Annotated in this window: 22 protein-coding genes and 2 pseudogenes; 6 read left to right on the top strand and 18 right to left on the bottom strand. The window is 69.6% G+C overall.

Annotated elements, in window-relative coordinates:
* Window positions 1-245: 245 nt before the first annotated feature.
* Both PGN16_RS15615 and thiS read right to left on the bottom strand, forming a co-directional pair.
* Window positions 246-428 carry a CsbD family protein gene (locus tag PGN16_RS15615; RefSeq protein ID WP_335310272.1) on the bottom strand — a complete coding sequence of 61 codons (183 nt, stop codon included), beginning with the start codon at window positions 426-428 and terminating at the stop codon, window positions 246-248.
* Between the two features lie 83 nt (window positions 429-511).
* A complete protein-coding gene (thiS, locus tag PGN16_RS15610) occupies window positions 512-1519 on the bottom strand; it encodes a sulfur carrier protein ThiS (protein ID WP_081668611.1) in 1008 nt (335 codons plus the stop codon).
* 74 nt (window positions 1520-1593) lie between these two features.
* On the opposite strand from thiS, the gene aroQ reads away from it, so the two are divergent.
* The 4 genes and pseudogenes from aroQ to PGN16_RS15590 all read left to right on the top strand — a co-directional run bounded on the left by aroQ (window position 1594) and on the right by PGN16_RS15590 (window position 4288).
* Window positions 1594-2028: a type II 3-dehydroquinate dehydratase gene (gene aroQ / locus PGN16_RS15605; protein WP_335310271.1), complete on the top strand. Its 435-nt coding sequence runs from the start codon at window positions 1594-1596 to the stop codon at window positions 2026-2028.
* A 39-nt stretch (window positions 2029-2067) separates the two neighbouring features.
* Window positions 2068-2556, top strand: coding sequence for an acetyl-CoA carboxylase biotin carboxyl carrier protein (gene accB / locus PGN16_RS15600; protein ID WP_335310270.1), 489 nt, complete (start codon window positions 2068-2070; stop codon window positions 2554-2556).
* 4 nt (window positions 2557-2560) lie between these two features.
* Complete coding sequence (accC, locus tag PGN16_RS15595) at window positions 2561-3910, top strand: acetyl-CoA carboxylase biotin carboxylase subunit (protein ID WP_335310269.1); 1350 nt, start codon at window positions 2561-2563, stop codon at window positions 3908-3910.
* A gap of 90 nt (window positions 3911-4000) precedes the next feature.
* Window positions 4001-4288, top strand: a pseudogene (locus tag PGN16_RS15590) (GIY-YIG nuclease family protein).
* 40 nt (window positions 4289-4328) lie between these two features.
* Here PGN16_RS15590 and PGN16_RS15585 read toward each other — a convergent pair.
* Complete coding sequence (locus PGN16_RS15585) at window positions 4329-5360, bottom strand: glycoside hydrolase family 3 N-terminal domain-containing protein (protein WP_335310268.1); 1032 nt, start codon at window positions 5358-5360, stop codon at window positions 4329-4331.
* 124 nt (window positions 5361-5484) lie between these two features.
* On the opposite strand from PGN16_RS15585, the gene PGN16_RS15580 reads away from it, so the two are divergent.
* On the top strand, window positions 5485-6327 hold the full coding sequence (locus tag PGN16_RS15580; RefSeq protein WP_335310267.1) for a MipA/OmpV family protein: 843 nt from the start codon (window positions 5485-5487) through the stop codon (window positions 6325-6327).
* On the opposite strand, the gene PGN16_RS15575 is transcribed toward PGN16_RS15580, so the two are convergent.
* Complete coding sequence (locus tag PGN16_RS15575; RefSeq protein WP_335310266.1) at window positions 6317-7024, bottom strand: SPOR domain-containing protein; 708 nt, start codon at window positions 7022-7024, stop codon at window positions 6317-6319. The two genes, PGN16_RS15580 and PGN16_RS15575, sit on opposite strands and share 11 nt — an antisense overlap.
* Window positions 7025-7050: 26 nt before the next feature.
* Window positions 7051-8778, bottom strand: coding sequence for an arginine--tRNA ligase (gene argS / locus PGN16_RS15570; RefSeq protein ID WP_335310265.1), 1728 nt, complete (start codon window positions 8776-8778; stop codon window positions 7051-7053).
* Between the two features lie 154 nt (window positions 8779-8932).
* Here argS and PGN16_RS15565 point away from each other — a divergent pair, with 154 nt between their 5' ends.
* On the top strand, window positions 8933-9220 hold the full coding sequence (locus PGN16_RS15565) for a hypothetical protein (protein WP_335310264.1): 288 nt from the start codon (window positions 8933-8935) through the stop codon (window positions 9218-9220).
* A 230-nt stretch (window positions 9221-9450) separates the two neighbouring features.
* Here PGN16_RS15565 and PGN16_RS15560 read toward each other — a convergent pair.
* From PGN16_RS15560 to mraY, 13 genes and pseudogenes are all read right to left on the bottom strand, one after another.
* A pseudogene (locus tag PGN16_RS15560) lies at window positions 9451-10615 on the bottom strand (deoxyguanosinetriphosphate triphosphohydrolase).
* A gap of 1 nt (window position 10616) precedes the next feature.
* On the bottom strand, window positions 10617-12545 hold the full coding sequence (locus PGN16_RS15555; RefSeq protein ID WP_335310263.1) for an SPOR domain-containing protein: 1929 nt from the start codon (window positions 12543-12545) through the stop codon (window positions 10617-10619).
* 235 nt (window positions 12546-12780) lie between these two features.
* Complete coding sequence (ftsZ, locus tag PGN16_RS15550) at window positions 12781-14286, bottom strand: cell division protein FtsZ (RefSeq protein ID WP_335310262.1); 1506 nt, start codon at window positions 14284-14286, stop codon at window positions 12781-12783.
* 116 nt (window positions 14287-14402) lie between these two features.
* Complete coding sequence (ftsA, locus tag PGN16_RS15545; protein ID WP_335310261.1) at window positions 14403-15662, bottom strand: cell division protein FtsA; 1260 nt, start codon at window positions 15660-15662, stop codon at window positions 14403-14405.
* 12 nt (window positions 15663-15674) lie between these two features.
* Complete coding sequence (locus tag PGN16_RS15540; protein ID WP_335310260.1) at window positions 15675-16664, bottom strand: cell division protein FtsQ/DivIB; 990 nt, start codon at window positions 16662-16664, stop codon at window positions 15675-15677.
* Complete coding sequence (locus PGN16_RS15535) at window positions 16661-17593, bottom strand: D-alanine--D-alanine ligase (protein WP_335310259.1); 933 nt, start codon at window positions 17591-17593, stop codon at window positions 16661-16663. Before PGN16_RS15535 ends, PGN16_RS15540 begins: the two co-directional genes overlap by 4 nt.
* Window positions 17590-18603, bottom strand: coding sequence for a UDP-N-acetylmuramate dehydrogenase (gene murB / locus PGN16_RS15530; RefSeq protein ID WP_335310258.1), 1014 nt, complete (start codon window positions 18601-18603; stop codon window positions 17590-17592). The genes PGN16_RS15535 and murB overlap by 4 nt, the downstream gene beginning before the upstream one ends.
* Window positions 18600-18800, bottom strand: a complete 201-nt coding sequence (locus PGN16_RS15525) for a hypothetical protein (protein WP_335310257.1) — start codon at window positions 18798-18800, stop codon at window positions 18600-18602. The genes murB and PGN16_RS15525 overlap by 4 nt, the downstream gene beginning before the upstream one ends.
* Window positions 18797-20200, bottom strand: coding sequence for a UDP-N-acetylmuramate--L-alanine ligase (gene murC, locus PGN16_RS15520; RefSeq protein WP_335310256.1), 1404 nt, complete (start codon window positions 20198-20200; stop codon window positions 18797-18799). The genes PGN16_RS15525 and murC overlap by 4 nt, the downstream gene beginning before the upstream one ends.
* The gene (murG, locus tag PGN16_RS15515; protein WP_335310255.1) at window positions 20197-21357 is read right to left on the bottom strand and encodes an undecaprenyldiphospho-muramoylpentapeptide beta-N-acetylglucosaminyltransferase; all 1161 of its coding nucleotides are present in this window, start codon (window positions 21355-21357) and stop codon (window positions 20197-20199) included. Before murG ends, murC begins: the two co-directional genes overlap by 4 nt.
* Window positions 21354-22583 carry an FtsW/RodA/SpoVE family cell cycle protein gene (locus tag PGN16_RS15510; protein WP_184504231.1) on the bottom strand — a complete coding sequence of 410 codons (1230 nt, stop codon included), beginning with the start codon at window positions 22581-22583 and terminating at the stop codon, window positions 21354-21356. The genes murG and PGN16_RS15510 overlap by 4 nt, the downstream gene beginning before the upstream one ends.
* Entirely contained in the window at window positions 22580-23971 is a 1392-nt protein-coding gene (murD, locus tag PGN16_RS15505; protein WP_335310254.1) for a UDP-N-acetylmuramoyl-L-alanine--D-glutamate ligase, read from the bottom strand. Before murD ends, PGN16_RS15510 begins: the two co-directional genes overlap by 4 nt.
* Window positions 23968-25038 carry a phospho-N-acetylmuramoyl-pentapeptide-transferase gene (gene mraY / locus PGN16_RS15500; RefSeq protein ID WP_335310253.1) on the bottom strand — a complete coding sequence of 357 codons (1071 nt, stop codon included), beginning with the start codon at window positions 25036-25038 and terminating at the stop codon, window positions 23968-23970. Before mraY ends, murD begins: the two co-directional genes overlap by 4 nt.

Genomic DNA, 25038 nt, shown 5'->3' with positions numbered 1-25038 from the left:
CTGATCCGGCTCTGGATTGCTTCGCTACGCTCGCAATGACGTAAATACGCGCCGTCGCCCCGAACCCTTCGACAAGCTCAGGAGAGCCTTGATCCGGGGCCCCGCTTTGCTTCGGCCTCAGCAAGAAGAAGCCGGATCCGGGATCAAGGCTCTCCTGAGCTTGTCGAAGGGTCCGGATGACGAAGAAAAAAGGCCGCCTCGTTGTTCACGAAGCGGCCTCTTGTTCATGTCGAGCGTGAGCCCGATCAGATGTCGTCGCCGAGCGCGCCCTTGACCTTGCCCTTGAACTGCTCGCCCTTGCCTTCGGCCTGCTGCGCCTTGCCTTCCGCGGCGAGGTCAGCGTCATGGTTGTGGTTGCCGACGGCTTCCTTCACCTTGCCGATCGCTTCGTTGACATTGCCCTTGATCTTGTCGGTCAGCTCGCCCATCGTCAATCTCCTTGTGCGAAACCCTGTGACGACAGAACGGTGGTGCAACGACGCGGTTCCGTAACGGCGGGAGAATCCTTACCCTAGATCAATCCCGACAACGGGCTCGACGGGTCAGCATAGCGGCGCTTGCCCATCCGGCCGGCGCGGTAGCTCATCCGCCCACCCTCGACCGCCGCCCTCATCGCCGCCGCCATCAGCACCGGGTCCTTCGCCTCGGCGATCGCGGTGTTCATCAAGACGCCGTCGCAGCCCAGCTCCATGGCCACCGCCGCATCGCTCGCCTGCCCTACGCCCGCATCGACCAGCACCGGCACGGTCGCGCCCTCAACGATCAGCCGGATCGTCACCTGGTTCTGGATGCCGAGCCCCGAGCCGATCGGCGCGCCGAGCGGCATGATCGCCACTGCACCCGCCTCCTCGAGCTGCTTGGCGGCGATCGGATCGTCGACGCAATAGACCATCGGCTTGAAGCCCTCGCGGACCAGCACCTCGGTCGCCTTCAGCGTTTCGCGCATGTTCGGATAGAGCGTGCGCGCCTCGCCCAGCACCTCGAGCTTCACCAGATCCCAGCCGCCCGCCTCGCGCGCCAGCCGCAGCGTGCGGATCGCATCCTCCGCCGAGAAGCAGCCGGCGGTGTTGGGAAGATAGGTGACTTTCTTCGGGTCGATATAGTCGGTCAGCATCGGCGCGTTCGGATCGCTGACGTTGACGCGCCGCACCGCGACCGTGACGATCTCGGCACCGGACGCCTCCACCGCGGCGGCGTTCTGTGCGAAATCCTTGTACTTGCCGGTGCCGACGATCAGCCGCGAGCGGAAGGTGCGGCCCGCGACCGTCCACGTATCGTCGGTGATCGGCTGCACATGGTCGCCGCCGCCGACGAAGTGGACGATCTCCAGCTCGTCGCCATCCTCGACCACCACCTGCGTCAGCGTCGAGCGCGGCACGACCTCAAGGTTGCGTTCCACCGCCACCTTCTCGGGGACCAGCCCAAGCGACTCCGCCAGCTCGGCGAGGGTGATCCCGGCGGTCACGCGCTTGTGCTCGCCGTTCACGGAAATGGTGATGGTGCCGTCAGTATGTGCCATGCCGGTCATCTAGGACCGCGGGAGCCGCGGGGCAACGTTGCGCGCCGTCGCGCCGGGTGCGATGATGCGCGGCGATGACCGACACCGTCTATGTCCTCAACGGACCGAACCTGAACCTGCTCGGCGTGCGCGAGCCCGATATCTATGGCCATGACACGCTGGACGATATCGCCGGCGCGCTGGAGGATCGCGCGCGCGAGCTGGGGCTGACGATCGACATGCGCCAGTCGAACCACGAAGGCCATCTGGTCGACTGGCTGCACGAGGCGCAGGCGCATGACGCGCACGCGGTGCTGCTCAACGCCGGGGCGTTCACGCACACGTCGATCGCGATCCACGACGCGATCAAGGCCATCAGGACGCCGGTAATCGAGGTGCATCTGTCGAACCCGCACACGCGCGAGGAATTCCGTCACACGTCGTTCGTCGGGCGCGCGGCGAAGGGCAGCATTGCCGGCTTCGGCGCACTGTCGTACCAGCTCGCGCTTGAAGCCGCGGCCCGCTTCTGACAGGAGCCGCCGCCAAAGGTCAGGGATAATCGGGGTTCAATGGCTGACATTTCACACAATAGCGGCGCGATGCAGGTCGATGTCGATCTGGTGCGCCAGCTCGCCGAGCTGCTCGACACCACGCAGCTGACCGAGATCGAGGTCGAGGACGGCGATCGCAAGATCCGCGTCGCGCGCAAGGCGGCGGCGGTCAACGCCGCGCCCGCGCTGCATTATGCCCCCGCGCCAGCCGCGCCCGCGCCGGCCGCGGCCGCGCCGCAGGTCGATGTCGCCGGGCCGTCGGCGGCGTCGGACGCCAATGCGGTGCGCTCGCCGATGGTCGGCACCGTCTATCTCGCCGCCGAGCCGGGCGCCAAGCCGTTCGCCAGCGTCGGCCAGAGCGTCGCGGCCGGCGACACGCTGCTGATCGTCGAGGCGATGAAGGTGATGAACCCGATCACCGCGCCGTCGGCGGGCGTCGTCAAGGCGATCCTGGTCGACAACGGCCAGCCGGTCGAGTTCGACCAGCCGTTGGTGGTGGTCGAGTAAGCGGATGCCGCAGATCAAGAAACTGCTGATCGCCAATCGTGGCGAGATCGCGCTGCGCATCCACCGCGCGTGCCACGAAATGGGCATCAAGACTGTCGCGGTCCACTCGACCGCCGACGCGGATGCGATGCACGTCCGGCTCGCGGACGAGGCGATCTGCATCGGGCCGCCGGCCGCGGCCGACAGCTATCTCAACATTCCGAACATCATCTCGGCCGCCGAGATCAGCGGCGCCGACGCGATCCACCCCGGCTATGGCTTTCTCAGCGAGAACGCCAAGTTCGCCGAGATCGTCGAGCTGCATAACCTGATCTTCGTCGGGCCGAAGCCCGAGCATATCCGCGTGATGGGCGACAAGGTCGAGGCCAAGCGCACCGCCGGCGCGCTCGGGCTGCCGCTGGTGCCCGGCTCGGACGGCGCGATTCATGACGTCGCCGAGGCGCAGGCGCTCGCCGAGCAGATCGGCTATCCGGTCATCATCAAGGCTGCCAGCGGCGGCGGCGGGCGCGGCATGAAGGTGTGCCAGTCGGCGGATCAGCTCGAGACGCTGATGCAGCAGGCGGGTAGCGAGGCGAAGGCGGCGTTCGGCGACGCGACCGTCTACATGGAAAAGTACCTCGGCAATCCGCGGCACATCGAGTTCCAGGTGTTCGGCGACGGCAACGGCAACGCCATCCACCTCGGCGAGCGCGACTGCTCGCTCCAGCGCCGCCACCAGAAGGTCGTCGAGGAGGCCCCCTCCCCGGTCATCACCGCCGACGAGCGCGAGCGGATGGGCGGGATCGTCGCCAGGGCGATGGCCGACATGGGCTATCGCGGCGCGGGGACGATCGAGTTCCTGTGGGAGAACGGCGAGTTCTACTTCATCGAGATGAACACCCGGCTGCAGGTCGAGCATCCGGTGACCGAGGCGATCACCGGGCTGGATCTCGTCCGCGAGCAGATCCGCATCGCCGAGGGGCATCCGCTGACGCTGCGGCAGGAAGACGTGGTGTTCCGCGGCCATGCGATCGAATGCCGCATCAACGCCGAGGACCCGCGCACCTTCGCGCCGTCGCCGGGGCTGGTGAAGCAATACCACGCGCCGGGCGGGATGCACGTCCGCGTCGATTCGGGGCTCTACGCGGGCTATAAGGTGCCGCCGTATTACGACAGCATGATCGCCAAGCTGATCGTCTACGGCACCACCCGCGAGGGCGCGCTGCGCCGGCTGCGCCGCGCGCTGGAAGAGTTCGTGATCGAGGGGATGAAGACCACCATCCCGCTCCATCAGGCGCTGCTGGATGACCCCGAGTTCCGCGAGGGGGCGTACACGATCAAGTGGCTGGAGGAGTGGCTGGCCAAGCAGGGGTGAGGTAGCCTCCCGCAACTTTTGTTGGTTACTCTCCCCAATCTGCGTCGCCCCGGGCTTGACCCGGGGCCCCGCTTCTTCTCCCCTCCCCGCATGGCTGGCGGGTGGGTCTATATCATGGCCGATCGGTATCGCGGCACGATGTACGTCGGCGTGACGGCTGACCTGATCGCGCGGGTCGCACAGCATCGAGCCGGAAGAGGCTCGGCGTTCTGCGCTCAATACGGTTTGACCCGGCTGGTCTGAGCCGAGTCCAGCGAGCAGATCGACGCCTGCATCGCGCATGAGAAACGCCTAAAACGCTGGCACCGCGAGTGGAAGTTCGCGTTGATCGAGCGCGACAATCCCGACTGGCTCGATCTGTTCGAGCGGTTCGCCTGAAGAAGCGGGGCCCCGGATCAAGTCCGGGGCGACGGATAAACTAAGTTTGGGGAGACAGCTCAGCTTGCCCCTCGACCAACCCCAGCAACCGGTCGCGCTTGTCAAGCAGCGCCGCCATCTCGCCCGTCGCCGCCATCCGCCCCGCCATCGCCCGGTCGAGCCGCGCCCGCGCCGCTGGCGTGATCTCCCCCAGCCGTGCGGCGATCTCCTCCATCTCGGCCATCCGCGCCCAGCAGTCGAGCACCACGTCGCACCCCGCCGCGATCGCCCCCGCGGCCTTGTCGCCCGCCGAGCCCGACAGCGCCTTCATGTCGATGTCGTCGGTCATCAACAGCCCGTCGAAGCCGATCCGCCCGCGGATCACCTCCTCGATCACCACCGGCGACAGCGTCGCGGGCCGCTCGGCATCCCATGCCTGATAGACGATATGGCTGGTCATCCCCATCGGCGCGTGCGCCAGCGCGCGGAACGGCGCGAGATCCTCCTCCAGCTCGGCGGCCGAGGCGGTGACGGTCGGGAGATGGTAATGCGTGTCGACCAGCGCGCGGCCATGCCCGGGCATGTGCTTGACGACCCCGACCACGCCGCCGGCCGCCAGCCCCTCCAGCGTCGCACGCCCCATCGCCCCGACGCGCATCGGCTCGTGCCCGAACGCGCGGCAGGTGATCGCCTGGGTCGTCTCGGGACGTGCGACATCAAGGATCGGGTGGCAGTCGACGGTGATCCCGACCTCCGACAGCATCAGCCCCAGTGCGTGGCCGTTGGCGCGCGCCGCCTCGATCCCCGACATCGGCGCCAGTTCGTAAAGCCGGTCGAAGTCGGGTCCGGCCGGAAACGCCGGCCATTCCGGCGGCCCCAACCGCGCGACGCGTCCGCCCTCCTGATCAACGAGGATCGCGACATCGTCGCGCCCTTCCAGTTCGCGCAGCGAATCGGTGAGCGCGCGCAGCTGCGCGCGCGTCTCGACGTTGCGCCGGAACAGGATGTAGCCGGCGGGGCGTACCGCGTGGAAGAAGGCGCGTTCCGCCGCGGTGAGGACGGGGCCGGACAGGCCGAAGATCACAGGCTTCATGCCCGCGCTTCTAGGGCGGAACGCAGCGTGGAGGAAATGACTTTGGAAGTCCGCGCGTCCGGCCTAGCTATGGGCGCGATTGCAGGAGAAGACGATGCGCGTTTCGGGTTGCCTGGCTTGCCTCATGGTCGCTGCCCTGCCCCATGCCGCGCTGGCGCAGGACGCGCCGCCGCCGGCCGATCCGGGCGCGTTGCAATCCACCACCCCGGAGGACGTTCCCCCGCCGCGCGTCCCGATGCGCGTGCAGGTCGCCGTCGGGCCGCAGTGGCAGCCGTGGTTCCCGGGCGACGACCAGCGGCGGCTGAGCCCGTGGTTCAGCCTCTCCCGGACGCGTGGCGACACGCCGTTCGCGTTCGGCGCGCCCGACGACGGCACCAACCTGACGCTGCTCCGGCGCGGGCGCACCGAATATGCGATCGCGCTGCGCCGTGAAGGGCGGCGGCGCGGCAACGATCTCGTCCCCGGCTTGCCGGGCGTCGGGCGGACGCTGGAACTGGGCGGCTCGATCGAGACATGGACCGGCGATCAGGTCCGCTGGCGCGGCGAAGTGCGCAAGGGCGTCAACGGCCACAAGGGCTGGATCAGCCAGCTGGGCATGGATTACGTCCGCCGCGATGGTGATGACTGGCTGGTGTCGCTGGGGCCGCGCGTACTGCTCGGCGACGGGCGGTATCAGCGCGCGTGGTTCGGGGTCGACGATCGCGCCGCCGCGGCGACCGGGCTGACGCGCTACACCCCCAAGGCCGGGCTGCGTTCGGTCGCGCTGACCGGCAGCGCGTCGAAGGAGATTTCGCGCCACTGGGGGGTCGAGGCGAACGCGACCTACGAACGGCTGGTCGGGGATGCCGCCGATTCGCCGATCATCCGCCGCGCCGATTCGGCGAACCAGCTACAGCTCGCGATCGGCGTGCATTACACCTTCTCGGTGCGGCTCCCCGATCGCGGCATCTTCCGCCTCATCCGGTAACGAAACAGCCCTCGCCGGCCAGCTTCAGCCGCGCGCACAATTCGGCCGCGGCCGCGCCGCTGCCGGCGTTGACGCGCAGCCTGTAGACGGTGCGGCCCTTGACCACCGCGGGCTGCACGACCTTCTCCAGCGTCGCGACATAGCCGAAGCGGCGCGCGATCTGGCTCCACGCGCCGTTTGCGACCGCCTGGCTGGGGAAAGCGCCGAGCTGGACCATCGTCCCGCCCGAGGCCGCGCCCGACACCTGCGTCGCGGGCGCGCTGACCGGGCGTTGCGCGCGCAGCGGCGCGGCGGCCTGCGGCACCGCGACGCTGGCGGTCGGCGCACCGTTTGCGGTCGCGCTGGGGCTCGGCACCGGCGCGGTCGCGCGGGCCACCGGCGCCTCGGGCACCTGTGCCAGATCGATCGCGGCGTCGGTGTGGCTGCCGGCGCTGGCGGCGATCGCCGAATCGCCCTCGCCGATCACCTTCATCCCGCCGGGTTCGTCGGGGCGGATCTTGTAGTCGCCGGGCGGTGCGGCGATCAGCCGCCCGTCGCCGCCGCTGCCCGCGAACTGCCAGCGGTACAGGCCGAACAGGATCGCACCGAGCACCAGCAGGCCGACCGCGACCAAGGCGACGATCCGCCCGACCGGCACCGCATAGGGATCGTCGGCCTCGACGGTATCGAGCCACGGCAAACGATCTGCGTCGCTCATCCTGCCGATCGGCTCCCCCTCGCGCATCAGTGCATCTCCGCCACCGCCTCTACCCCCATGATGGCGAGGCCGTTTCGGATGATCTGGCCGATCGCGGCGGCGAGCGCCAGCCGTGCCGCGGTGACGGCGTGATCGTCGGGCACCAGGAAGCGCCGGTCCGGCCGATCGTTGCCGGCATTCCACAGCGAGTGAAATTCAGCAGCCAGATCATAGAGATAAAAGGCGATGCGATGCGGCTCGCGCGCCGCAGCCGCCGTCTCCACCACGCGCGGGAACTGGCTGGCGAGCCGCACCAGCGCCAGTTCTTCCGTATCAAGCCGGGACAGGTCGGCACCCTCGGCCGAAATCCCCGCCTCGGCGGCGCGGCGGTGGAGCGAATGGACGCGGGCGTGCGCATATTGCACGTAGAAAACCGGGTTTTCTTTCGACGCCTCGACCACCTTGGCGAAGTCGAAATCCATCTGCGCGTCCGAGCGGCGCGTCAGCATCGTGAAGCGCACCACGTCCTTGCCGACCTCGCGCACGACATCGGCCAGCGTCACGAAATTGCCGGCGCGCTTCGACATCTTGACCGGCTCGCCGCCGCGCAGCAGCCGCACCATCTGGACCAGCTTGACGTCGAAGCGCGTCTTGCCCTCGGTCAGCGCGGCGACCGCGGCCTGGATGCGCTTGACGGTGCCGGCATGGTCGGCGCCCCAGATGTCGATCAGCTGGTCGGCGCCTTCGGCCTTTTGGAAGTGATAGGCCATGTCGGCGCCGAAATAGGTCCAGCTGCCGTTCGACTTGCGGATCGGGCGATCCTGATCGTCGCCGAACTTGGTCGAGCGGAACAGCGGCAGCTCGACCGGCTCCCAATCCTCGGGCGTCTCGCCCTTGGGCGCTTCGAGCACGCCGTCGTAGATCAGGTCGCGCGCGCGCAGCACTGCCTCGGCGGCCTCGGGCTTTTTCGCCGCCTGCAACTCCGCTTCCGACGAGAAGATGTCGTGGTGGATGCCGAGCAGCGCGAGATCGTCCTTGATAAGCACCAGCATCGCCGCCACCGCACGGGCCCGGAACAGCGCCAGCCACTCGGACTCGGGCGCGGCGGCGTAACGGTCGCCGAATTCCTGCGCCAGCGCCTGCCCGACCGGGATCAGATAATCGCCCGGATACAGCCCCTCCGGGATCGCGCCGACGTCCTCGCCCAGCGCCTCGCGATACCGCAGGTGCGCCGAGCGGGCGAGCACGTCGACCTGCCCGCCGGCGTCGTTGACGTAATATTCGCGGATCACCTTGTGCCCGGCGAATTCGAGCAGGCTGGCGAGCGCGTCGCCGACCACCGCGCCGCGGCAATGCCCCATGTGCATCGGCCCGGTCGGATTGGCGGAAACATATTCGATGTTCACCGACACGCCCTGCCCGCGCGTCGAGCGGCCATAGTCGCCGCCCTCGCCGACGATCGTCGCGATCTCCTTGCGCCACACGTCGTCGTGGAGCCGCAGGTTGATGAACCCCGGTCCGGCCACCGACACCTCGGCGACCTCGGGCAGCGCGCGCAATTCGCCCGCCAGCGCCTCGGCCAGCGCGCGCGGGTTGGTGCCCGCCGGCTTGGCGAGCACCATCGCGGCGTTGGTCGCCAGATCGCCGTGGGTCGCGTCGCGCGGCGGCTCGACCGTGACGTTGCGGCGGTCGAGGTCGGCGGGGAGCGTGCCGGCGGCGGTCAGCGCGTCGAGCGCGGCGTCGACATGGGCGGTGAAACGGGTGAAGAGCGTCATGCGCGCCGCTTAGCCCAAGGGCGGCGTGGACGCAAAATGCGTGACGCCGCCCCTAATTGCAGCGGCCGCAACGACGAATGCGACACGGACAATTGCGCTGTTGCAGCGCAGCATGGATGTTGCAGCGCATCATCTCCAGACAGGGAAACGTCACATGCGCTCCTCGATCGCTCTCGTCCTGACCGCCGCCGCGCTGGTCCCCGCCGTTGCCGCTGCCGCCACCACGGAGCGCAGCTTCAGCCGCGACGGGCACACCTATGTCTATTCGCTGACCCCGAACCAGGACGGCACCACCCTGATCCAGGGCCATGAGGTCGGCAGCAGCAACGGCCGCTTCCGCCTGACCGTCAAGGGCACGCGCGTTTCGGGTCAGGCCAATGGCCGCGACGTGTCGTTCCGAACCACCCGCCCGCTGGCGCCGGTGGCGGTCGCGGCGAACTGATCTACCCGTCGCCCCGGGGTGTGACCCGGGAGGCGGATAGCTGAAATAGCCCGTCATCCCGGGCTTGACCCGGGATCCCGCTTCTACTGGCGACGGTCGGAAGAAGAAGCAGGGTCCCGGATCAAGTCCGGGACGACGAAAGGTTCGTCATTGCGAGCGTAGCGAAGCAATCCAGGGCGTCCTGATCCGGCCCTGGTTTGCTTCGCTACGCTCGCAATGATGTCGGTCGGTCAAAAGCCCTCGGGCAGATCGATCTCACCCACTATCTCGCGATAGCGCGAGATCGCGTACCGGTCGGTCATCCCCGCGATGAAGTCGGCGATATGCCGGCTAATCCCCGGCTCGCTCTCCGGCAACCGAGCGCGCCATTCCTCCGGCAGCCGCCGCGGATCGTCGCGATAGGCGGCGAACAGCCCCGACACCACGCGCTGTGCCGCGCCCGCTGCCGCAAGCTGCCGCGGGTGATGGTAGAGATTGGCGTACATGAAGCGCTTCAGCTCGCGCTCCGCCGCCGCCATCGCGGGCGAGAAGCCGATCAGCGCCCGCCCCGCCGCGCGCACATCCTCGACGCTTCCCACCCCCCGCCGCCGCGATCCGCGTGCGCGACTCGGCGATCAGGTCGTTGACCATCGCCCCGATCTGGCTGCGGATCAGCTCGCCCGTCAGCCGGTCGCGCGGCAGGTCGGGGAAGCGCGCCGCCACGCGCCGCCAGCCGTCCGCCACCAGCGGCACCGCCTCGATCTGCTCGAGCGTCAGCAGCCCGGCGCGCAGACCGTCGTCGATGTCGTGATTGTCATAGGCGATGTCGTCGGCCAGCGCCGCGACCTGCGCCTCCAGCGAGGCATGGCTGGTCAGCTCCAGCGCGGCCTCGGCATCCGCCTCCGCCAACGCCCAGGCCGGCACGGCGATCGGGCCGTTGTGCTTGGCGAGCCCCTCCAGCGTCTCCCACGTCAGGTTGAGGCCCGGCCAGCGCGGATACGGCCGCTCGATCCGCATCAGCGTGCGCAGCGTATGCCCGTTGTGATCGAACCCGCCCGCCGCGCCCATCGCCTGTCGCAGCGCATCCTCGCCGGCATGGCCGAACGGCGGGTGGCCGATGTCGTGCGCGAGACACAGTGCCTCGGTCAGATCCTCGTTGAGCCCGAGCACACGCGCGATCGTCCGGCCGATCTGCGCGACCTCGAGACTGTGGGTCAGGCGGACCCGGAAATGATCGCCATCGGGCGCGAGGAAGACCTGCGTCTTGTGGCGCAGTCGCCGGAAGCTGATCGAGTGGATGATCCGGTCGCGGTCGCGCTGGAAGGCGTCGCGCGGGCCGCGGTCGGCGCTTTCCTCGGGGTGCAGCCGACCGCGGCTCCGCGCCGGATCGGCCGCCCACGGCGCGAGCGCGGCCATGTTACTTGCCGCCCAGCCTGGTCATCTTCTGCCCGGCCTCGCTGGTGAAGGTGAAGGCGGACAATCCCTGCTTCTTAAGCGTGTTGACCATCGCGCGCGCCTCGGCCTCGGTCTTGTACGGCCCGGTGACCAGCCGGTTGGTGGCGCGGTTCGAGACGGTATAGGCGCGCTTGCCGGCGAGCGCGTCGGCCTTGCCCTGCACGTTCTTCCACGCCTTGGGCAGATCACCCTCGTTCGCGCCGCTGGCGACCTGCACCCATATGCGCGCCGGCTCGGCACGCGCGGCCTTCTTCTCGGCGGCTTCCTTGGCGGCCGCCTCCTTCTTGGCCTTTTCAGCGGCAAGCTCCTTGGCGCGCGCCTTGCGGTCGACCGGTTTGGCGGTCGGCTTGGCGGCGGGCTTGTCATCCGCCGCCTCGACCGCAACCACCGCCTTCTCCGACACGCGCTTGGCGGCGGCCAGCTTGGTGCGCTTCTGCTCGTCGGCGGCGGCGTTGCGTTCGGCGGTGCGCGCGGCTTCGTCCAGCGTCGCGGCCGTCGGCGCCGGTGGCGCGGCGACGACCGGGACGCGCTGCGACCCCGGCATCGGCGCGACGCCGAGTTCGGCGGCCGGGACGGAGATGCCCGCGACGATCCGTGCAAGGATCGAATCCTCGCTGATCCGCGGCGGACTGACCCGCAGCGGCGGGGCGCGACGTGTCACCGCCGGGCGCGGCGGCGTCGTGTTCGCGGCGGCGAGCTGCGGCGGCGGCGACGCCGTGCGCGTCGGCAGCGGCTGGCTCGGCGCCACCGCGACCGGCGCGGGCGTCGACGCCTGCGGCTGCGGCTGTGGCTGCGGCTGCGGCTGCGGCTGCGGCGTCGTGATCGGCGCCTGCGCGACCTGTGGCGCGGACGTGGGCACGGTCGTGCGGGTCGTCGGCTGCGGTGTGGCGACGGCAGATGTCGTGGCGGGGACCGGGGCGCGCGTGTTCGCCGCCGCCAGTTGCGCCTCGGCACGATCGCGACGGCGCTGCTCGCTGCGCGACAACTTCTTCTGCGGAGCCGGCAGCGGCTGGACGGTCAGCGCAACCGCAGCGACCTGCGTGCGGGCCGGCGCGCCGGTCAGCGGGGCGAGAGGGGGCACCATGCGCGCATCGGCAAGCCGGGCGGGGGTCGGCGTCACTTCGCCGAAATGGACCGCAAAGGCGCGGTCGACCGGCGATAGCGTCGGCAGCCGCTGAAAGAACGCCGCAAGCCCGCCTGCCATGCCACGCGGCATCATGCTGGTCGCGATCTTGTTGGCCCCAGCCACGTCGCCATTCATCGCGAGGATGAAGGCGCGCGCGCGCCACGCACCACGGTCCTGACGGCGCAGCAACGGCTCGATTTGCGCCAGCGCCTCTTCCTGCCGCCCCGAAATACCGAGCGACAGCGCGTAGCGGCGGCGGATCTCATCCTCCCTGCTCGCCTCGCGCCCGCCCTGCGTGAGCGCCAGGCGATACTCCTGCTGCGCACGCTCCTGCTCGCCGATCAGATCGTAGGCGAGGCCGCGGTCGTCGGCATATTGCGGCATGGGCGCGCCGTGGCGCTGCGCCTGCTCGAAATAGCGGAGCGCCTCGCCCGGCCGTTCGCCGTTGACGAGGATGCGCGCGATGCCCGCCTTAACACGGCCGTTGTTGGGATCGATCGCCTCGGCGCGCTTGTAGAAGGCGGCGGCGGCGGTCGCGTCGCCCAGGGTGAACGACAGGTCGCCGGCCTCGATCAACGCCGACAGGTCGCGCGGGGCGGCACCGAGCGTGCGCACGACCGCGGCGAGCCGGTCGGCATCGGGGTTGGGCGCGGCGACCACCTCCTGCGCGGCAGCGATCCCGGCGGGCGCGACGCTCGACAGCGCCAGCGCGAGCCAGCCGGCGACATGGAAACGCCCCGATCGCGATCGAGGAACATGGTTCATGCGTGAAGCTCCCCGCCCCGGTGCCGCGAGCAGCCGGACGGATCGGACAAGAGGAAAGCGCCGGCCATCGCGTCGATCCCCGCCGACGCGGTGGCGACAGGAGCGGACGGACGAATGGTCATCGCGCCATAGAGCCGCTCGGGCATGAACCGGCAATGACATGGCACGCCCGCCTGCGACGAAGCGAGCCTGAGCGGCGGCGCGCGGTCGATCCGCGCACCGCCAGCCGGTACGATTACTGGTTGTTCTGGCGGTGCAGGAAGCGCGGCAGATCGCCGGGCTCGCGTCCCTCTTCCTCGACCGCGCGGCCGCCGGCATTGCGGGTGGCGTTCTGCATCCGCTCGAACAGCGTCCCGCCCAGCTTGACGCGCGGCGCGGCCGGAGCCGGCGTCTCCTCCTCGGGCGTGCCGGGCGACAGGAAGCGGCGGCGCTGCGCCTCGCCGGCCGGCGGAGTCGCGGCGGGTGCGGGCACCAGCGACTCGGCGCCCAGCACCAGCTCGTCCTCGGCCGGACGCGCGGGCGACGGATCGACGCCGACACCGCCGTTGGCCGGCGGCACGCCCTCGGCCATCGCACCCGCGGCGGCGCCGCTCGGCTGCTGCGGCGGGACGGCCGGGGTCGGCTCATAGGCGACCGGTTGCGGCGCGGGCGTCGGCGCCGGGGCGGCGGCGACCGGTGCCGCGGGTGCGGCGTCGGTGCGGCGCGGTGCGGAGAAGCTGAAGGTGCGCGGCGGCTCCGAAGGCGCGCTGGCGGCGGCCGGCGCGGCCGCCTGACCGGTGCTCTCGATCCCGGTCGCGACGACCGAGACGCGGATCTTGCCTTCCAGCTCGGGGTTGAACGCCGAGCCCCAGATGATGTTCGCGTCCGGGTCGACCAGCTCGCGGATGTGGTTGGCGGCCTCGTCGACCTCGAGCAGGCGCATGTCGTCGCCGCCGGTGATCGAGACGATCACGCCCTTCGCGCCCTGCATCGACACGCCGTCGAGCAACGGGTTGGCGATCGCCTTCTGCGCCGCGATCAGCGCGCGGTCGTCGCCTTCCGCCTCGCCGGTGCCCATCATCGCCTTGCCCATCTCCTGCATCACCGAGCGGACGTCGGCGAAGTCGAGGTTGATGAGGCCGGGCATGACCATCAGGTCGGTGATGCCGCGCACGCCCTGCTGCAGCACCTCGTCGGCCATTTCGAACGCCTGCTTGAACGTGGTATTCGCATTGGCGACCAGGAACAGGTTCTGGTTCGGGATCACGATCAGCGTGTCGACGAACTTCTGCAGCTCCTCGATACCCGCCTCGGCCGACTTCGAACGGCGATTGCCCTCGAAGCTGAACGGCTTGGTCACGACGCCGACCGTCAGGATGCCCATGTCACGCGCCGCCTTGGCGATGACCGGGGCCGCGCCGGTGCCGGTGCCGCCGCCCATGCCCGCGGCGATGAAGCACATGTGGCTGCCCTCGAGCAGCCGGCCCAGTTCCTCGATCGTCTCTTCGGCAGCGGCGCGGCCGATCTCCGGACGGCTGCCCGCGCCCAGCCCCTGCGTGATCTTCGCGCCGAGCTGGATCTTCTGCTCCGCCTCGGACTGCTTGAGCGCCTGCGCGTCGGTGTTCGCGACCAGGAAGTTCACGCCCTGCACGTCCGCGCGCATCATGTTCGCGATCGCATTGCCGCCAGCCCCGCCGACGCCGATCACGGTGATCCGCGGGGTCAGGTCGTCGAGATCGGGCGTGATGAATTCGATGCTCATCGCAACTATACTCCGTCCGCCCGCATCGCATGGTTCATAACGGGCCGTTTACACCGATGTGCAACATGCGGGCGCGCGGTGAAAGAGGAAACACCGTCAACCGCCCTGTTGTCGCGTCAATAATTCGCCTTCGCGGCCTGAACGAGCTTCCAGAAGCCCCGCAGCCCGCGTTGACGGTGGACCATCTGCTGCGTCGGCGCGAGGCCGCGCAGGTCGATGGGGTCGCTGGCCGCGAAGAACGCAAGCCCCGCCAGGGTCGCGAAACCCGGGCCGGCGTGCGCCTCCGGCAGCCCGGTCAGCCCGCGCGGGCGACCGATCCGCACCGACCGGCCCAGCGCCTGCTGCGCATAATCGGCGATGCCCTTCAACTCGGCGCCGCCGCCGGTCAGCACCACCTGCCGACCAACCGGCCCCTCGAACTTGAGTTCCTTCAGCGCCGCCTGAATCTCGCCGACCAGATGCTCCAGCCGCTGGCGGATCACCGCGATCAGCGCCGCCTTGGTGATCTGCAGCGCCTCCGAATCCTCCTCCTGCGTCCGCTCGCGGATGGTGACCATCTCGTGATTGTCGCGCGGGGACGCATTGGCCGAGCCGTGGAAGCATTTGATCCGCTCGGCCTGCAACCGCGTGGTGCCGAAGGCGGAAGCGATGTCGTCGGTGATGTCCGCCGCGCCGAACGGGATCGATTTAAGCCCGACCAACATCGACCCCGCGAACAGCGAGACGTTGGTGATCCCCGCCCCGATCTCGACCAAGGCGACGCCCAGATCTCGCTCCTCGCTGGTGAGGCAGGCGAGGCCCGTGGCGACCGGCGAGGCGATGATCGACTTCACCTCCAAATGCGCCGATCGCACGCACAGGTCGAGGTTGCGCACCGGCGACCCATCGGCGGCGATGACATGGATATGCACGCCGAGCCGGTCGGCGTGTAGCCCGAGCGGCTTCTTGACCCCGGTCAGCCCGTCGAGCGTGTACAGCGCGGGTTGCGCGTGGAGCACCATCCGTCCCTGCGGATCGATCGACTGCCGCCCTTCGTGGAGCAAGGCGTCGATATCGGCCTGTTCGATGCGCATCCCGCCCAGTTCGGCTTCGATGAACGCCTCGTCGCTGACCAGCCCGCCCGCCGAGAAGCCCGCCCAGACGTTCTCGATGTTGAAGCCCGCGATCCGCTCCGCCTGCTCCACCGCCTCGCGCACCGCGACCTCGGTGGCGTCCATGTCGGCGATATAGCCGCGCTTGACGCCGCGACTCTCGCGCTGGCCGGTGCCGAGCACGTTGAGTTCGCCGCCATCGCCTTTCTGCGCGATCATCGCCGATACCTTGGACGATCCGATGTCCAGCGCGGTAATCAGGCCGTCGGGTGCCACCTTCGCCATCGCTCTACCCCCTCATGCTTCGCCGGAACGCAGCGCTTCCCCGGCGCGCGCCTCGATCGTTCGGTCATTGTCGCCGATCACGTTGTTGCCCGTCGCCGCCGCGGCATCGGCGGGCGGGTCGTTGCGGCCGTCGTCCGCGACCTGTTGCTTGTCCTGCCCGGCGCGGCGCGCGTACATCTTGGCAGGATCGCGCAGGTCGAAACGCAGCCAGCCCTTGCCGAGCAACGGGTCCGCACCGTCCATCTGCGCGAACTTGATCAGCGCCTGCGGCGCGCCGTCCTGCGGCAGCGCCAGCGTCTCGCCGGTGGTGAAGGTCAGGTCCCAGCGGCGGTTGCCGACCCAGGTCGCGGCGCGGATGCGCGGGCGCAGCGCGGGGGCGGCGGCGAGCAGCGCCTGATAGCCCGGCTCCTGCTGGTTCGCGCCGGGGCCGATCACCAGCGGCAGGTCGGGCATATGCGTCGGCGCGACCGGCGCGAGCAGCCGCCCGGTCGCGTCGATCAGCGTCAACTGCCCCTTGTCCTGCCAGATCGCCGCCGGCTCGCGCTCGGTGATGTGGATCACCAGCCGGTCGGGCATCCGCCGCGCGACATAGGCGTCGGCGATCCAGCCATAAGCGAGCAACCGTTCGCGGACGCGCTCCAGATCGACGCGCAGCATCGCGCGCGACGACTGGTCCTCCAGCGCGACCGCATAGACCGTCTCGCGATCCATCCGCTTCAGCCCGGTGATGTCGACCTGCTCGACGCGCAGCCCGGCGCGCCCCGCCGCCTCGGCGACGCCCGCGCCGATCGCCTGCGGAACGCCCAACAGATTGGCGACGAACAACGTCGCGACCCCGACCCCGCCCAGCACCGTCCACGTCACCGCCTTGCGCAGCGCGTCCTCGCTGATCGGCATCTTCGCGAGCAGCCGGTCGCCGAACGACGCCTTGGGCATGCGCCGGCGGTTGGGGGTCGGGCGGCGCCCCGGCGGGGCGGCGCCGCGCTTGATCGTGCGGCTCATGATCCCCTCGCCCCGACCATCGCCTCGTCGACGATCGCCTGCACCAGCTGCGGGTAGCTCATGCCGGTATGCCGCGCCTGTTCGGGGACGAGGCTCAGCGGGGTCATCCCCGGCTGGGTGTTCACTTCCAGCAGGAACAGCCCGTCGACGCCGCGCTCGTCATCCCAGCGGAAGTCCGAACGGCTGGTGCCGCGGCAGCCGAGCACGCGATGCGCCTGCAACGCCAGCGCCATGCACGCCTGCGTGATGTCGTCGGGGATCTCGGCCGGGAAGATATGGTCGGTCATCCCGTCGGTATATTTGGCGTCGTAATCGTACCAGCCCGACTTCGGGCGCAGCTCGGTGACGCCCAGCGCCCGGTCGCCGAGCACGGCGGTGGTCAACTCGCGCCCGCGGACATAGGGTTCGGCGAGCAGCTCGTCGAACTCCTGCCACGGCCCGGTCGCGTCACGCGCGATCGGGTTGCCGTAATTGCCCTGATCGGTGACGATCGCGACGCCGACCGACGAGCCTTCGTTGACCGGTTTCAGCACATAGGGGCGCGGCAGCGGATCGGCGTCGTGGACGTCGGCGCTTTTCACGATTCGACCACCGGGCATCGGGATGCCGGCGGGGACCAGCACCTGCTTGGTCAGCACCTTGTCGATCGCGATCACCGAGGTGGCGAGCCCGGAATGCGTGTAGCGCAGGCCCATGAGGTCCATCAGACCTTGCACGCTGCCGTCCTCGCCGGGCGTGCCGTGGAGCGCGTTGAAGACGAGATCAGGTGCGGCGTCGGCCAGTTTAGCGGCCACGTCGCGCCCCATGTCGATGCGCGTGACGCGGTGACCGAGCGACTCGAGTGCGTCGGCGACGCCGTTACCGGAGGAGAGCGACACCTCGCGCTCGGCCGACCAGCCGCCCATGAGGACGGCGATGTGAAGGCTCATACTCCCTCTCCCCTCTGGGGAGAGGGCTGGGGTGAGGGGTCGGTGTCTCGCAGAGAGGTCGGGCTCGGTGAGACACCGGCCCCTCCCCCAACCCCCTCCCCGAAGGGGCGGGGGCTCTCGTCACACACCAAACCCACCCGCTGAATCTCCCATTCCAACTCCACGCCGCTCGCCGCCTTCACGCGCGCCCGGACATCCTCACCCAGCGCCTCAATATCCGCGCTGCTCGCAGCACCGAGGTTAAGCAGAAAATTCGTGTGCTTCTCGCTCACCTGCGCATCGCCGCGCCGCAGCCCGCGACACCCGGCCTCATCGACCAGCGCCCACGCCTTGTGCCCGTCGGGGTTCTTGAACGTCGACCCACCCGTCTTCGACCGCAACGGCTGCGACGCCTCGCGCGCGGCGGCGATCCGGTCCATCTCGGCCTGAATCGCGGCGGGCTCACCGGCCGCACCACGGAAGGTCGCGGCGATCACCACCGCGCCGTCGGGCAAATCAGAATGCCGATAGGTATAGCCAAGCTCACCCGCCGCCAGCGTCCGCCGCTCGCCCGTGCGCAACACCACCTCGGCTTCGACCAGCACGTCGGCGGTCTCGCGCCCGTACGCGCCGCCATTCATCCGCACGAACCCGCCGACCGTGCCGGGGATCGAGCGCAGGAACTCCAGCCCGGCGACGCCCGCATCGCGCGCGGTCGAGGACACAAGGATGCCGCTCGCCCCGCCGCCGCAGCGCAGCGTCACGTCGTCGAGCGCGGTCGCGGTCGCGAACGGCTTGCCGAGCCGGACCACGACGCCGGGCACCCCGCCATCGCGCACGATCAAATTCGAGCCGAGCCCCAGCGCCATCACCGGCACCGCCGGATCGAGCGCCGCAAGGAACGCGCACAGGTCGTCCGCATCGGCGGGCTCGAACAGCCATTCCGCCGCCCCGCCCGCCTTGAACCAGACGAGCGGTGCCAGCGGCGCGTGCGGGGTCAGCCGCCCGCGAACCTCGGGAAGCGCGTTCACCACGGCCCGGCCCGCCACAATTGCGCCCATGCCTGCCACGCCGCCACGTTCGCCTCGCCCGCGCGCCGCGTCGCCTCCTGCGCCGCGATCAGCGCCGCGCCCGCGTCGGTGGCGTGGCGACCGGCCTCCAGCGCGCGGCGCTGCGTGTCGAGCAATTGCTTCTGCCAGTTGATCGCGGCGTCGAACCAGTTGGTCATGCGCGTTCCCCGATCGCGGCGGCGAGCCCGGCCGCCCATTTGGTGATGTCGCCCGCGCCGAGGCAGATCACCTGATCGCCTGCGCGCAATTCGTCCGCCAGCACCGCAGCCAGCGCGGCGGCGTCCGCCACCACCGCCGCCTGACGATGCCCGCGCTCCTGCAACCCCGCGACCAGCGCCTCGGCGTCGACACCGGGCACCGGCGCCTCGCCCGCGGCATAGACCGGGGTGACATAGACCTGATCGGCGTCGTTGAACGCGCCGCGGAAGTCCTCCATCAGATTGCCGAGCCGCGAGTAGCGATGCGGCTGCACGACCGCGATCACGCGCCCCTGCGCACTCTCGCGCGCCGCGGCGAGCACCGCGCGAATCTCGACCGGATGGTGGCCGTAATCGTCGATGATCGTCGCACCATGGACCTCGCCGACCTTGGTGAAGCGCCGCTTGACCCCCGAGAAGCGCTCGAAGCCCTTCTGGATCGTGGCGTCGTCGATCCCCAGCTCGAGCGCGACGCCGATCGCGGCGAGCGCGTTCTGAACGTTGTGCCGCCCCGGCATCGGCAGGTCGATCCCCTCGATCGAGCGCACCGCGCCGTCCCGCGCGCGGATCAGCGCCTCGAAGCGGTTGCCGCCCGGATAGGGCGTGACATTGACCCCGCGCACATCCGCCGACGCCGCGAAGCCATAAGTGACGATCCGCCGGTCGCGGACGCGCGGGATCAGTGCCTGCACCTCGGGGTGGTCGAGGCACAACAGCGCCGCGCCGTAGAAGGGCACGTTCTCGACGAACTCGACATAGGCGTCCTTGGCGCGGTCGAAGCTGCCATAATGGTCGAGATGCTCGGGATCGATGTTGGTGACAACCGCGATCGTGCCGTCGAGCCGCAGGAAGCTGCCGTCGCTCTCGTCGGCCTCGACCACCATCCAGTCGCTCGCCCCGAGCCGGGCGTTCGAGCCATAGCTGTTGATGATCCCGCCGTTGATGACGGTCGGGTCGACCCCGCCAGCATCGAGCAGCGCCGCGACCATCGAGGTCGTCGTGGTCTTGCCGTGCGTGCCCGCGACCGCGACGGTCGACTTCAGCCGCATCAGCTCGGCGAGCATCTCGGCGCGGCGCACGACCGGTATCCGGTTGCGCAGCGCCGCCTCGACCTCGGGGTTGCCGCGCTTCACCGCGGTCGAGGTCACGACCACCGCCACGCCCTCGACATTGGCGGCGTCGTGCCCGATCGTCACGGCGATGCCGCGCGCGCGCAGTCCCTCGATCACATAGCCCTCGGCGACGTCGGAGCCTTGCACCCTGTAGCCGAGATTGTGCATCACCTCGGCGATGCCCGACATGCCGATCCCGCCGATCCCGACGAAGTGGATCGTACCGATGTCGGTGGCGACCCCCTTCATGCGAACGCCTTCCGCGTGTGCGCCTTGCCGACCATCACCCGCGCGCGCGGCGCGTCGAGGCTTTCGACCAGATCGGCGAGGTCGGTGACGGCATTAGGCGCACCGCACGCCCGCGCGCGGGTGGCGGCATTGCCGAGCGCTTCGGGGTCGAGTCCGAGTTTCTGCATCTGCTTGGCGAGTTCCGTCGGCGTGAAGGCGGTCTGCTGGATCGTGCGCGCGCCGCCCGCGGCGGTGATCTCGCGCGCATTGGCGGTCTGGTGGTCGTCGGTCGCCGAGGGCAGTGGCACAAGGATCGCCGGGCGACCGGCGGCGGTCAGCTCGGCGATCGTCGACGCACCGGCGCGCGCGATGACGAGATGCGACCAGCCCAATTGCTCGGGCAAATCGGGCAGATAGGTGGCGAGATCGGCGGCGATGTCGAGGCTGGCGTATCTCTCGCGCACCGCGTCGATGTCCTCGATCCGCGCCTGATGCGTCACCTGCAAGCGGCGACGGAACGCGACCGGCAGCAGCGCCAGCCCGTCGGGCACCACCTGGCTCAGCACTGACGCGCCCTGGCTGCCGCCGGTCACCAGCACGCGGAAGATGCCGTCCTCGTCCGGCACCGGATAGGGTTTGGCGCGCAACGCCAGCACGCTCTCGCGCACCGGGTTGCCGATCAGATGCGCCTTGGCGCGGTGGCGCGGATTGAGCCGCTCGGTCTCGGCATAGCTGGTCGCGATCGCGTCGACGCGCCCCGCCACCAGCCGGTTGACGCGCCCCAGCACCGCATTCTGTTCGTGGATCGCGGTCGGAATCTTCTCGGCGAACGCCGCCGACAGCGCCGGGAAAGCCGGATAGCCGCCGAACCCGATCACCGCCGCCGGCTTGAACGTGCGGTACAGGTCGCGCGCCATCGCCCGCCCCTGCACCATCAGCCGCGCCGCCTTGGCCCAGCCGAGCGGCCCACCCGCGAAGCGCCCGGCGGGAATGACATGCGTCTGCACGCCCTCGAACAGCCCCGGGAAGCGCACCCCGCGCGCATCGCTGACTAAGGCAACGCGGTGGCCGCGCTTCATCAGCTCGGCGGCGAGCGCGGCGGCCGGCACCATATGCCCGCCGGTCCCGCCGGCGGCGAGCACGTAATGGCGGGGGCGGAAATCGCGGACCTGCGTCATTCGGCGCTCCAGCGTTGCTGCGCGATATACGGACTGCGCAGCAGGAACGGGTTGCGCCGCGTGAAGGCGAGCAACAGCCCCATTCCCATCGACAGCGCGACCATCGACGACCCGCCATAGCTGATGAACGGCAGCGTCATCCCCTTCGACGGCGCGAGCCCGGTGTTGACCGCCATCGAGATCAGCGCCTGCGCGCCGAACTGCACCGCCAGCCCCGAGGCGGCGAGCAGCCGGAACGGATCCTGTTCGTCGAGCAGCTTGACGAACACCCGCACCACGATCGCGAGGAACGCCAGCCCGACGATCATGCACGCCAGCAGCCCGAACTCCTCGCCGATCACCGAGAAGATATAGTCGGTATGCGCCTCGGGCAGCCCGTATTTGACCGTCCCCGCGCCCGGCCCGGTCCCGAACCAGCCACCCGAGGTCAGCGTGTTGTGCGCGGCATTGGTCTGGAAGTGATCCGCCGCGCCCTCGCCCTCGACGCCGGGAAACAGGAAGGCGTCGATCCGCTTGCGCGCGGTGCTGTAGAACAGATAGGCCGCGACCAGCGCGACCGGCACCATCGACAGGAAACCCAGGATCACCCGCGTCGGCGTTCCCGCGATCGTCACCAGCGCCAGCCAGATGATGCAGAAGATCACCGTCTGCCCGAAATCGGGCTGCAACATCAGCAGCATCGCGATCAATCCGGTCAGCGCGGCGGTGATCGCGGTCACCGGCAGCTCGGCATCGCGCGACTTGAACGACAAGAGCCACGCGACCGTCACGACGAAGAACGGCTTGAGGAATTCGGACGGCTGGAACTGCGCGAACCCGAACCCGACCCAGCGCCGCGCGCCGTTGACGCTGACCCCGACGAACGGCACCAGCACCATCAACGCGACGCACACCGCCGCGCCGATCAGCGACATGCGCCGCGCCATCGTCAGCGGGAGCATCGAGACGCCGAACAGCACCGGCAGCGACACCGCCACCCACATCACCTGCCGCCAGAAATAATGCAGCGGCGCAAAGTGCAGATGCTCGCCCGAATAGCGCGTCGCGCTGACCGGCGAGCCGGCGGCGACCGCGATCAGCCCGATCGCGATCAGGAACAAGGCGAGCAGCAGCAACACGCGGTCGATGTCCCAGAACCACGTCCCCAGCGGCGAGGGATCGCCGCGCCCGCCGCGGTTGCGCAGCGACACGCCGGGACGCGCCGGCTCGGTTCGGGTCGCGCTCATGCCAGCTCCTCCACCGCCGCGCGGAACGCCGCGCCCCGCTGCTCGAAATCGCGGAACTGGTCGAACGAGGCGGCGGCGGGCGACAGCAGCACGACGTCGCCGCGCTCCGCCTCCTGCGCCGCCAGCTTCACCGCGCGCTCCAGCGTCTCGACCTCGGCGACGGGCACCTGCCCGCGCAGCACCGCGGCGAAGCGCGGGCCACCCTCGCCGATCGTATAGGCGCGCACGACATTGCCGAGATGCGGCAGGCACGCATCGAGATCGTCGCCCTTCACCTTGCCGCCGAGGATCCAGTGGATGCGCGGGAAGGCGGCGAGCGCGGGCGCGGCGCTTTCGGGATTGGTCGCCTTGCTGTCGTTGATCCACGCCACGCCGTTCAGCGTCGCGATCCGCTCCATACGGTGCGGCAGCCCGGTGAAGGTTTCGAGCGCGCGTTCGATCGTCTCGGGGTCGACCCCCAGCGCCTCGGCGACCGCGACCGCGGCCTTGGCATTCTGTTCGTTGTGCGGGCCTTGCAGCGACGGCCAGCGCGACTGCTCGCCGGGCAGCGGCACGCCGTCGATGAAGCGGACGTTGAGCCCTACGGGCGCGTCGGCGAGCACCTCAAGCTCCGCCTCGGCCTCGTAATCGACGATCGCGACATGCGCGGGCGACTGCATCGCGAACAGCCGCGCTTTGCTGGCGGCATAGGCGTCGAAGCCGTCGTAGCGGTCGAGATGATCGGGGGTGACGTTGAGCAGCACCGCGACGTCGCAGTCGAGCGTCTGCGTCAGGTCGATCTGGTAGCTGGACAGTTCGAGCACATAGACCCCGCCTTCCGGCAACGGCTCCTGTGCGAGGATCGGCAGCCCGATATTGCCGCCCATCCGCGCGGGGATGCCGGCGGTGTCGAGGATATGGTGGATCAGCGCGGTGGTGGTCGACTTGCCGTTGGTGCCGGTGATCCCGACGACCTTGTGCGCTGGGAGGTCCGCGCGGGCCTGCGCGAAGAGTTCGATGTCGCCGATGATCGGCACGCCCGTCTCGTGAGCCTTCGCCGCTAGCGGGTGCGTATTGAGCGGCACGCCGGGTGAGACGACGAGCGAGTCGACGGTGGCGAGGTCGAATTCGTCGAGGTCGATTACCTCTAGCCCTCTCCCCTCTGGGGAGAGGGTTGGGTGAGGGGCCGGTGTCTCACCGAGACCACCCTCTCTGCGAGGCTCCAGCCCCTCACCCCAACCCTCTCCCCCAAGGGGAGAGGGAGTAAGGGCCGCCCGCTTCTCCGCATCACTATCCCACGCCGTCACCCGCGCGCCCGCAGCAACGAGCGCACGAACGGTCGCGGCGCCCGAGCGTGCCAGCCCGAGCACCGCATAATGTTTCCCCGCGAAGGCGCCGGAAACGATCATCGCAGCTTCAACGTCGACAGCCCGGCCAGCGCCAGCACCAGCGAGATGATCCAGAAGCGGATCACCACCGTCGGTTCGCTCCACCCCAATTGCTCGAAATGATGGTGGATCGGCGCCATGCGGAAGATGCGCTTGCCGGTGCGCTTGTACCAGAACACCTGGATGATGACCGACAGCGCCTCGACCACGAACAGCCCGCCGATGATCCCCAGCACGATCTCATGATGCGCGACCACCGCGATCGTGCCGAGCGCGCCGCCCAGCGCGAGGCTGCCGGTGTCGCCCATGAACACCGCTGCCGGGGGCGCATTGTACCACAGGAACGCCAGCCCGCCGCCGATCACCGCGCCGCAGAAGATCGCCAGCTCGCCCGCGCGCGGGACGTGCGGGATGCCGAGGTAATCGGCGAACTTCACGTTACCCGCCAGATAGACGATCAGCATGAACGCGACGCTGGCGATGATGACCGGCATCGTCGCCAGCCCGTCGAGCCCGTCGGTCAGGTTCACCGCATTGCCGAACGCGACGATCGTGAACGCGGCGAAGACGGGATAGAAGTAGCCGAGGTCGACGAAATAGCGGCTGGTGAACGGGAAATAGAGGCCGGAGCCATTCTCCTGCATCACGATCCACGCCGCCACGCCCGCGATGGCGAATTCCAGCAACAGCCGGACCCGCCCGGACACGCCCGCGGTGCTGGCCTTCCGCACCTTGTCATAATCGTCGAGGAAGCCGATCGCGCCGAAGCCGAGCGTGACGAACAGACACGCCCAGACGAACGGGTTGCGCAGGTCCATCCAGATCAGCACCGACAGCACCAGGCTGGTGAGGATCATCAGCCCGCCCATCGTCGGCGTCCCGCGCTTGGCGAGATGCGTCTGCGGGCCGTCGGCGCGGATCGGCTGCCCCTTGCCCTGCCGGACGCGCAGCCAGCCGATGAAGCGCGGCCCGATGATCAGGCCGATGAACAAGGCGGTCGCGACCGCCGCGCCCGCACGAAACGTCTGATAGCGGATCAGGTTGAACCCGCCCGCGAAACCGAGTTGTTCGGCGATCCAGTACAGCAA

This window comes from Sphingomonas phyllosphaerae, from assembly GCF_036946485.1.
GTDB classification, from domain to species: Bacteria; Pseudomonadota; Alphaproteobacteria; order Sphingomonadales; family Sphingomonadaceae; genus Sphingomonas; species Sphingomonas phyllosphaerae_E.
This window is presented reverse-complemented; position numbering and strand designations above follow the sequence as displayed.

What these genes read in the sequence shown, in the direction of transcription:
- PGN16_RS15615 (WP_335310272.1), bottom strand. Translation starts at nt 428, where the DNA reads ATGGGCGAGCTGACCGACAAGATCAAGGGCAATGTCAACGAAGCGATC.
- thiS (WP_081668611.1), bottom strand. Translation starts at nt 1,519, where the DNA reads ATGGCACATACTGACGGCACCATCACCATTTCCGTGAACGGCGAGCAC.
- aroQ (WP_335310271.1), top strand. Translation starts at nt 1,594, where the DNA reads ATGACCGACACCGTCTATGTCCTCAACGGACCGAACCTGAACCTGCTC.
- accB (WP_335310270.1), top strand. Translation starts at nt 2,068, where the DNA reads ATGGCTGACATTTCACACAATAGCGGCGCGATGCAGGTCGATGTCGAT.
- accC (WP_335310269.1), top strand. Translation starts at nt 2,561, where the DNA reads ATGCCGCAGATCAAGAAACTGCTGATCGCCAATCGTGGCGAGATCGCG.
- PGN16_RS15585 (WP_335310268.1), bottom strand. Translation starts at nt 5,360, where the DNA reads ATGAAGCCTGTGATCTTCGGCCTGTCCGGCCCCGTCCTCACCGCGGCG.
- PGN16_RS15580 (WP_335310267.1), top strand. Translation starts at nt 5,485, where the DNA reads ATGGTCGCTGCCCTGCCCCATGCCGCGCTGGCGCAGGACGCGCCGCCG.
- PGN16_RS15575 (WP_335310266.1), bottom strand. Translation starts at nt 7,024, where the DNA reads ATGAGCGACGCAGATCGTTTGCCGTGGCTCGATACCGTCGAGGCCGAC.
- argS (WP_335310265.1), bottom strand. Translation starts at nt 8,778, where the DNA reads ATGACGCTCTTCACCCGTTTCACCGCCCATGTCGACGCCGCGCTCGAC.
- PGN16_RS15565 (WP_335310264.1), top strand. Translation starts at nt 8,933, where the DNA reads ATGCGCTCCTCGATCGCTCTCGTCCTGACCGCCGCCGCGCTGGTCCCC.
- PGN16_RS15555 (WP_335310263.1), bottom strand. Translation starts at nt 12,545, where the DNA reads ATGAACCATGTTCCTCGATCGCGATCGGGGCGTTTCCATGTCGCCGGC.
- ftsZ (WP_335310262.1), bottom strand. Translation starts at nt 14,286, where the DNA reads ATGAGCATCGAATTCATCACGCCCGATCTCGACGACCTGACCCCGCGG.
- ftsA (WP_335310261.1), bottom strand. Translation starts at nt 15,662, where the DNA reads ATGGCGAAGGTGGCACCCGACGGCCTGATTACCGCGCTGGACATCGGA.
- PGN16_RS15540 (WP_335310260.1), bottom strand. Translation starts at nt 16,664, where the DNA reads ATGAGCCGCACGATCAAGCGCGGCGCCGCCCCGCCGGGGCGCCGCCCG.
- PGN16_RS15535 (WP_335310259.1), bottom strand. Translation starts at nt 17,593, where the DNA reads ATGAGCCTTCACATCGCCGTCCTCATGGGCGGCTGGTCGGCCGAGCGC.
- PGN16_RS15525 (WP_335310257.1), bottom strand. Translation starts at nt 18,800, where the DNA reads ATGACCAACTGGTTCGACGCCGCGATCAACTGGCAGAAGCAATTGCTC.
- murC (WP_335310256.1), bottom strand. Translation starts at nt 20,200, where the DNA reads ATGAAGGGGGTCGCCACCGACATCGGTACGATCCACTTCGTCGGGATC.
- murG (WP_335310255.1), bottom strand. Translation starts at nt 21,357, where the DNA reads ATGACGCAGGTCCGCGATTTCCGCCCCCGCCATTACGTGCTCGCCGCC.
- PGN16_RS15510 (WP_184504231.1), bottom strand. Translation starts at nt 22,583, where the DNA reads ATGAGCGCGACCCGAACCGAGCCGGCGCGTCCCGGCGTGTCGCTGCGC.
- murD (WP_335310254.1), bottom strand. Translation starts at nt 23,971, where the DNA reads ATGATCGTTTCCGGCGCCTTCGCGGGGAAACATTATGCGGTGCTCGGG.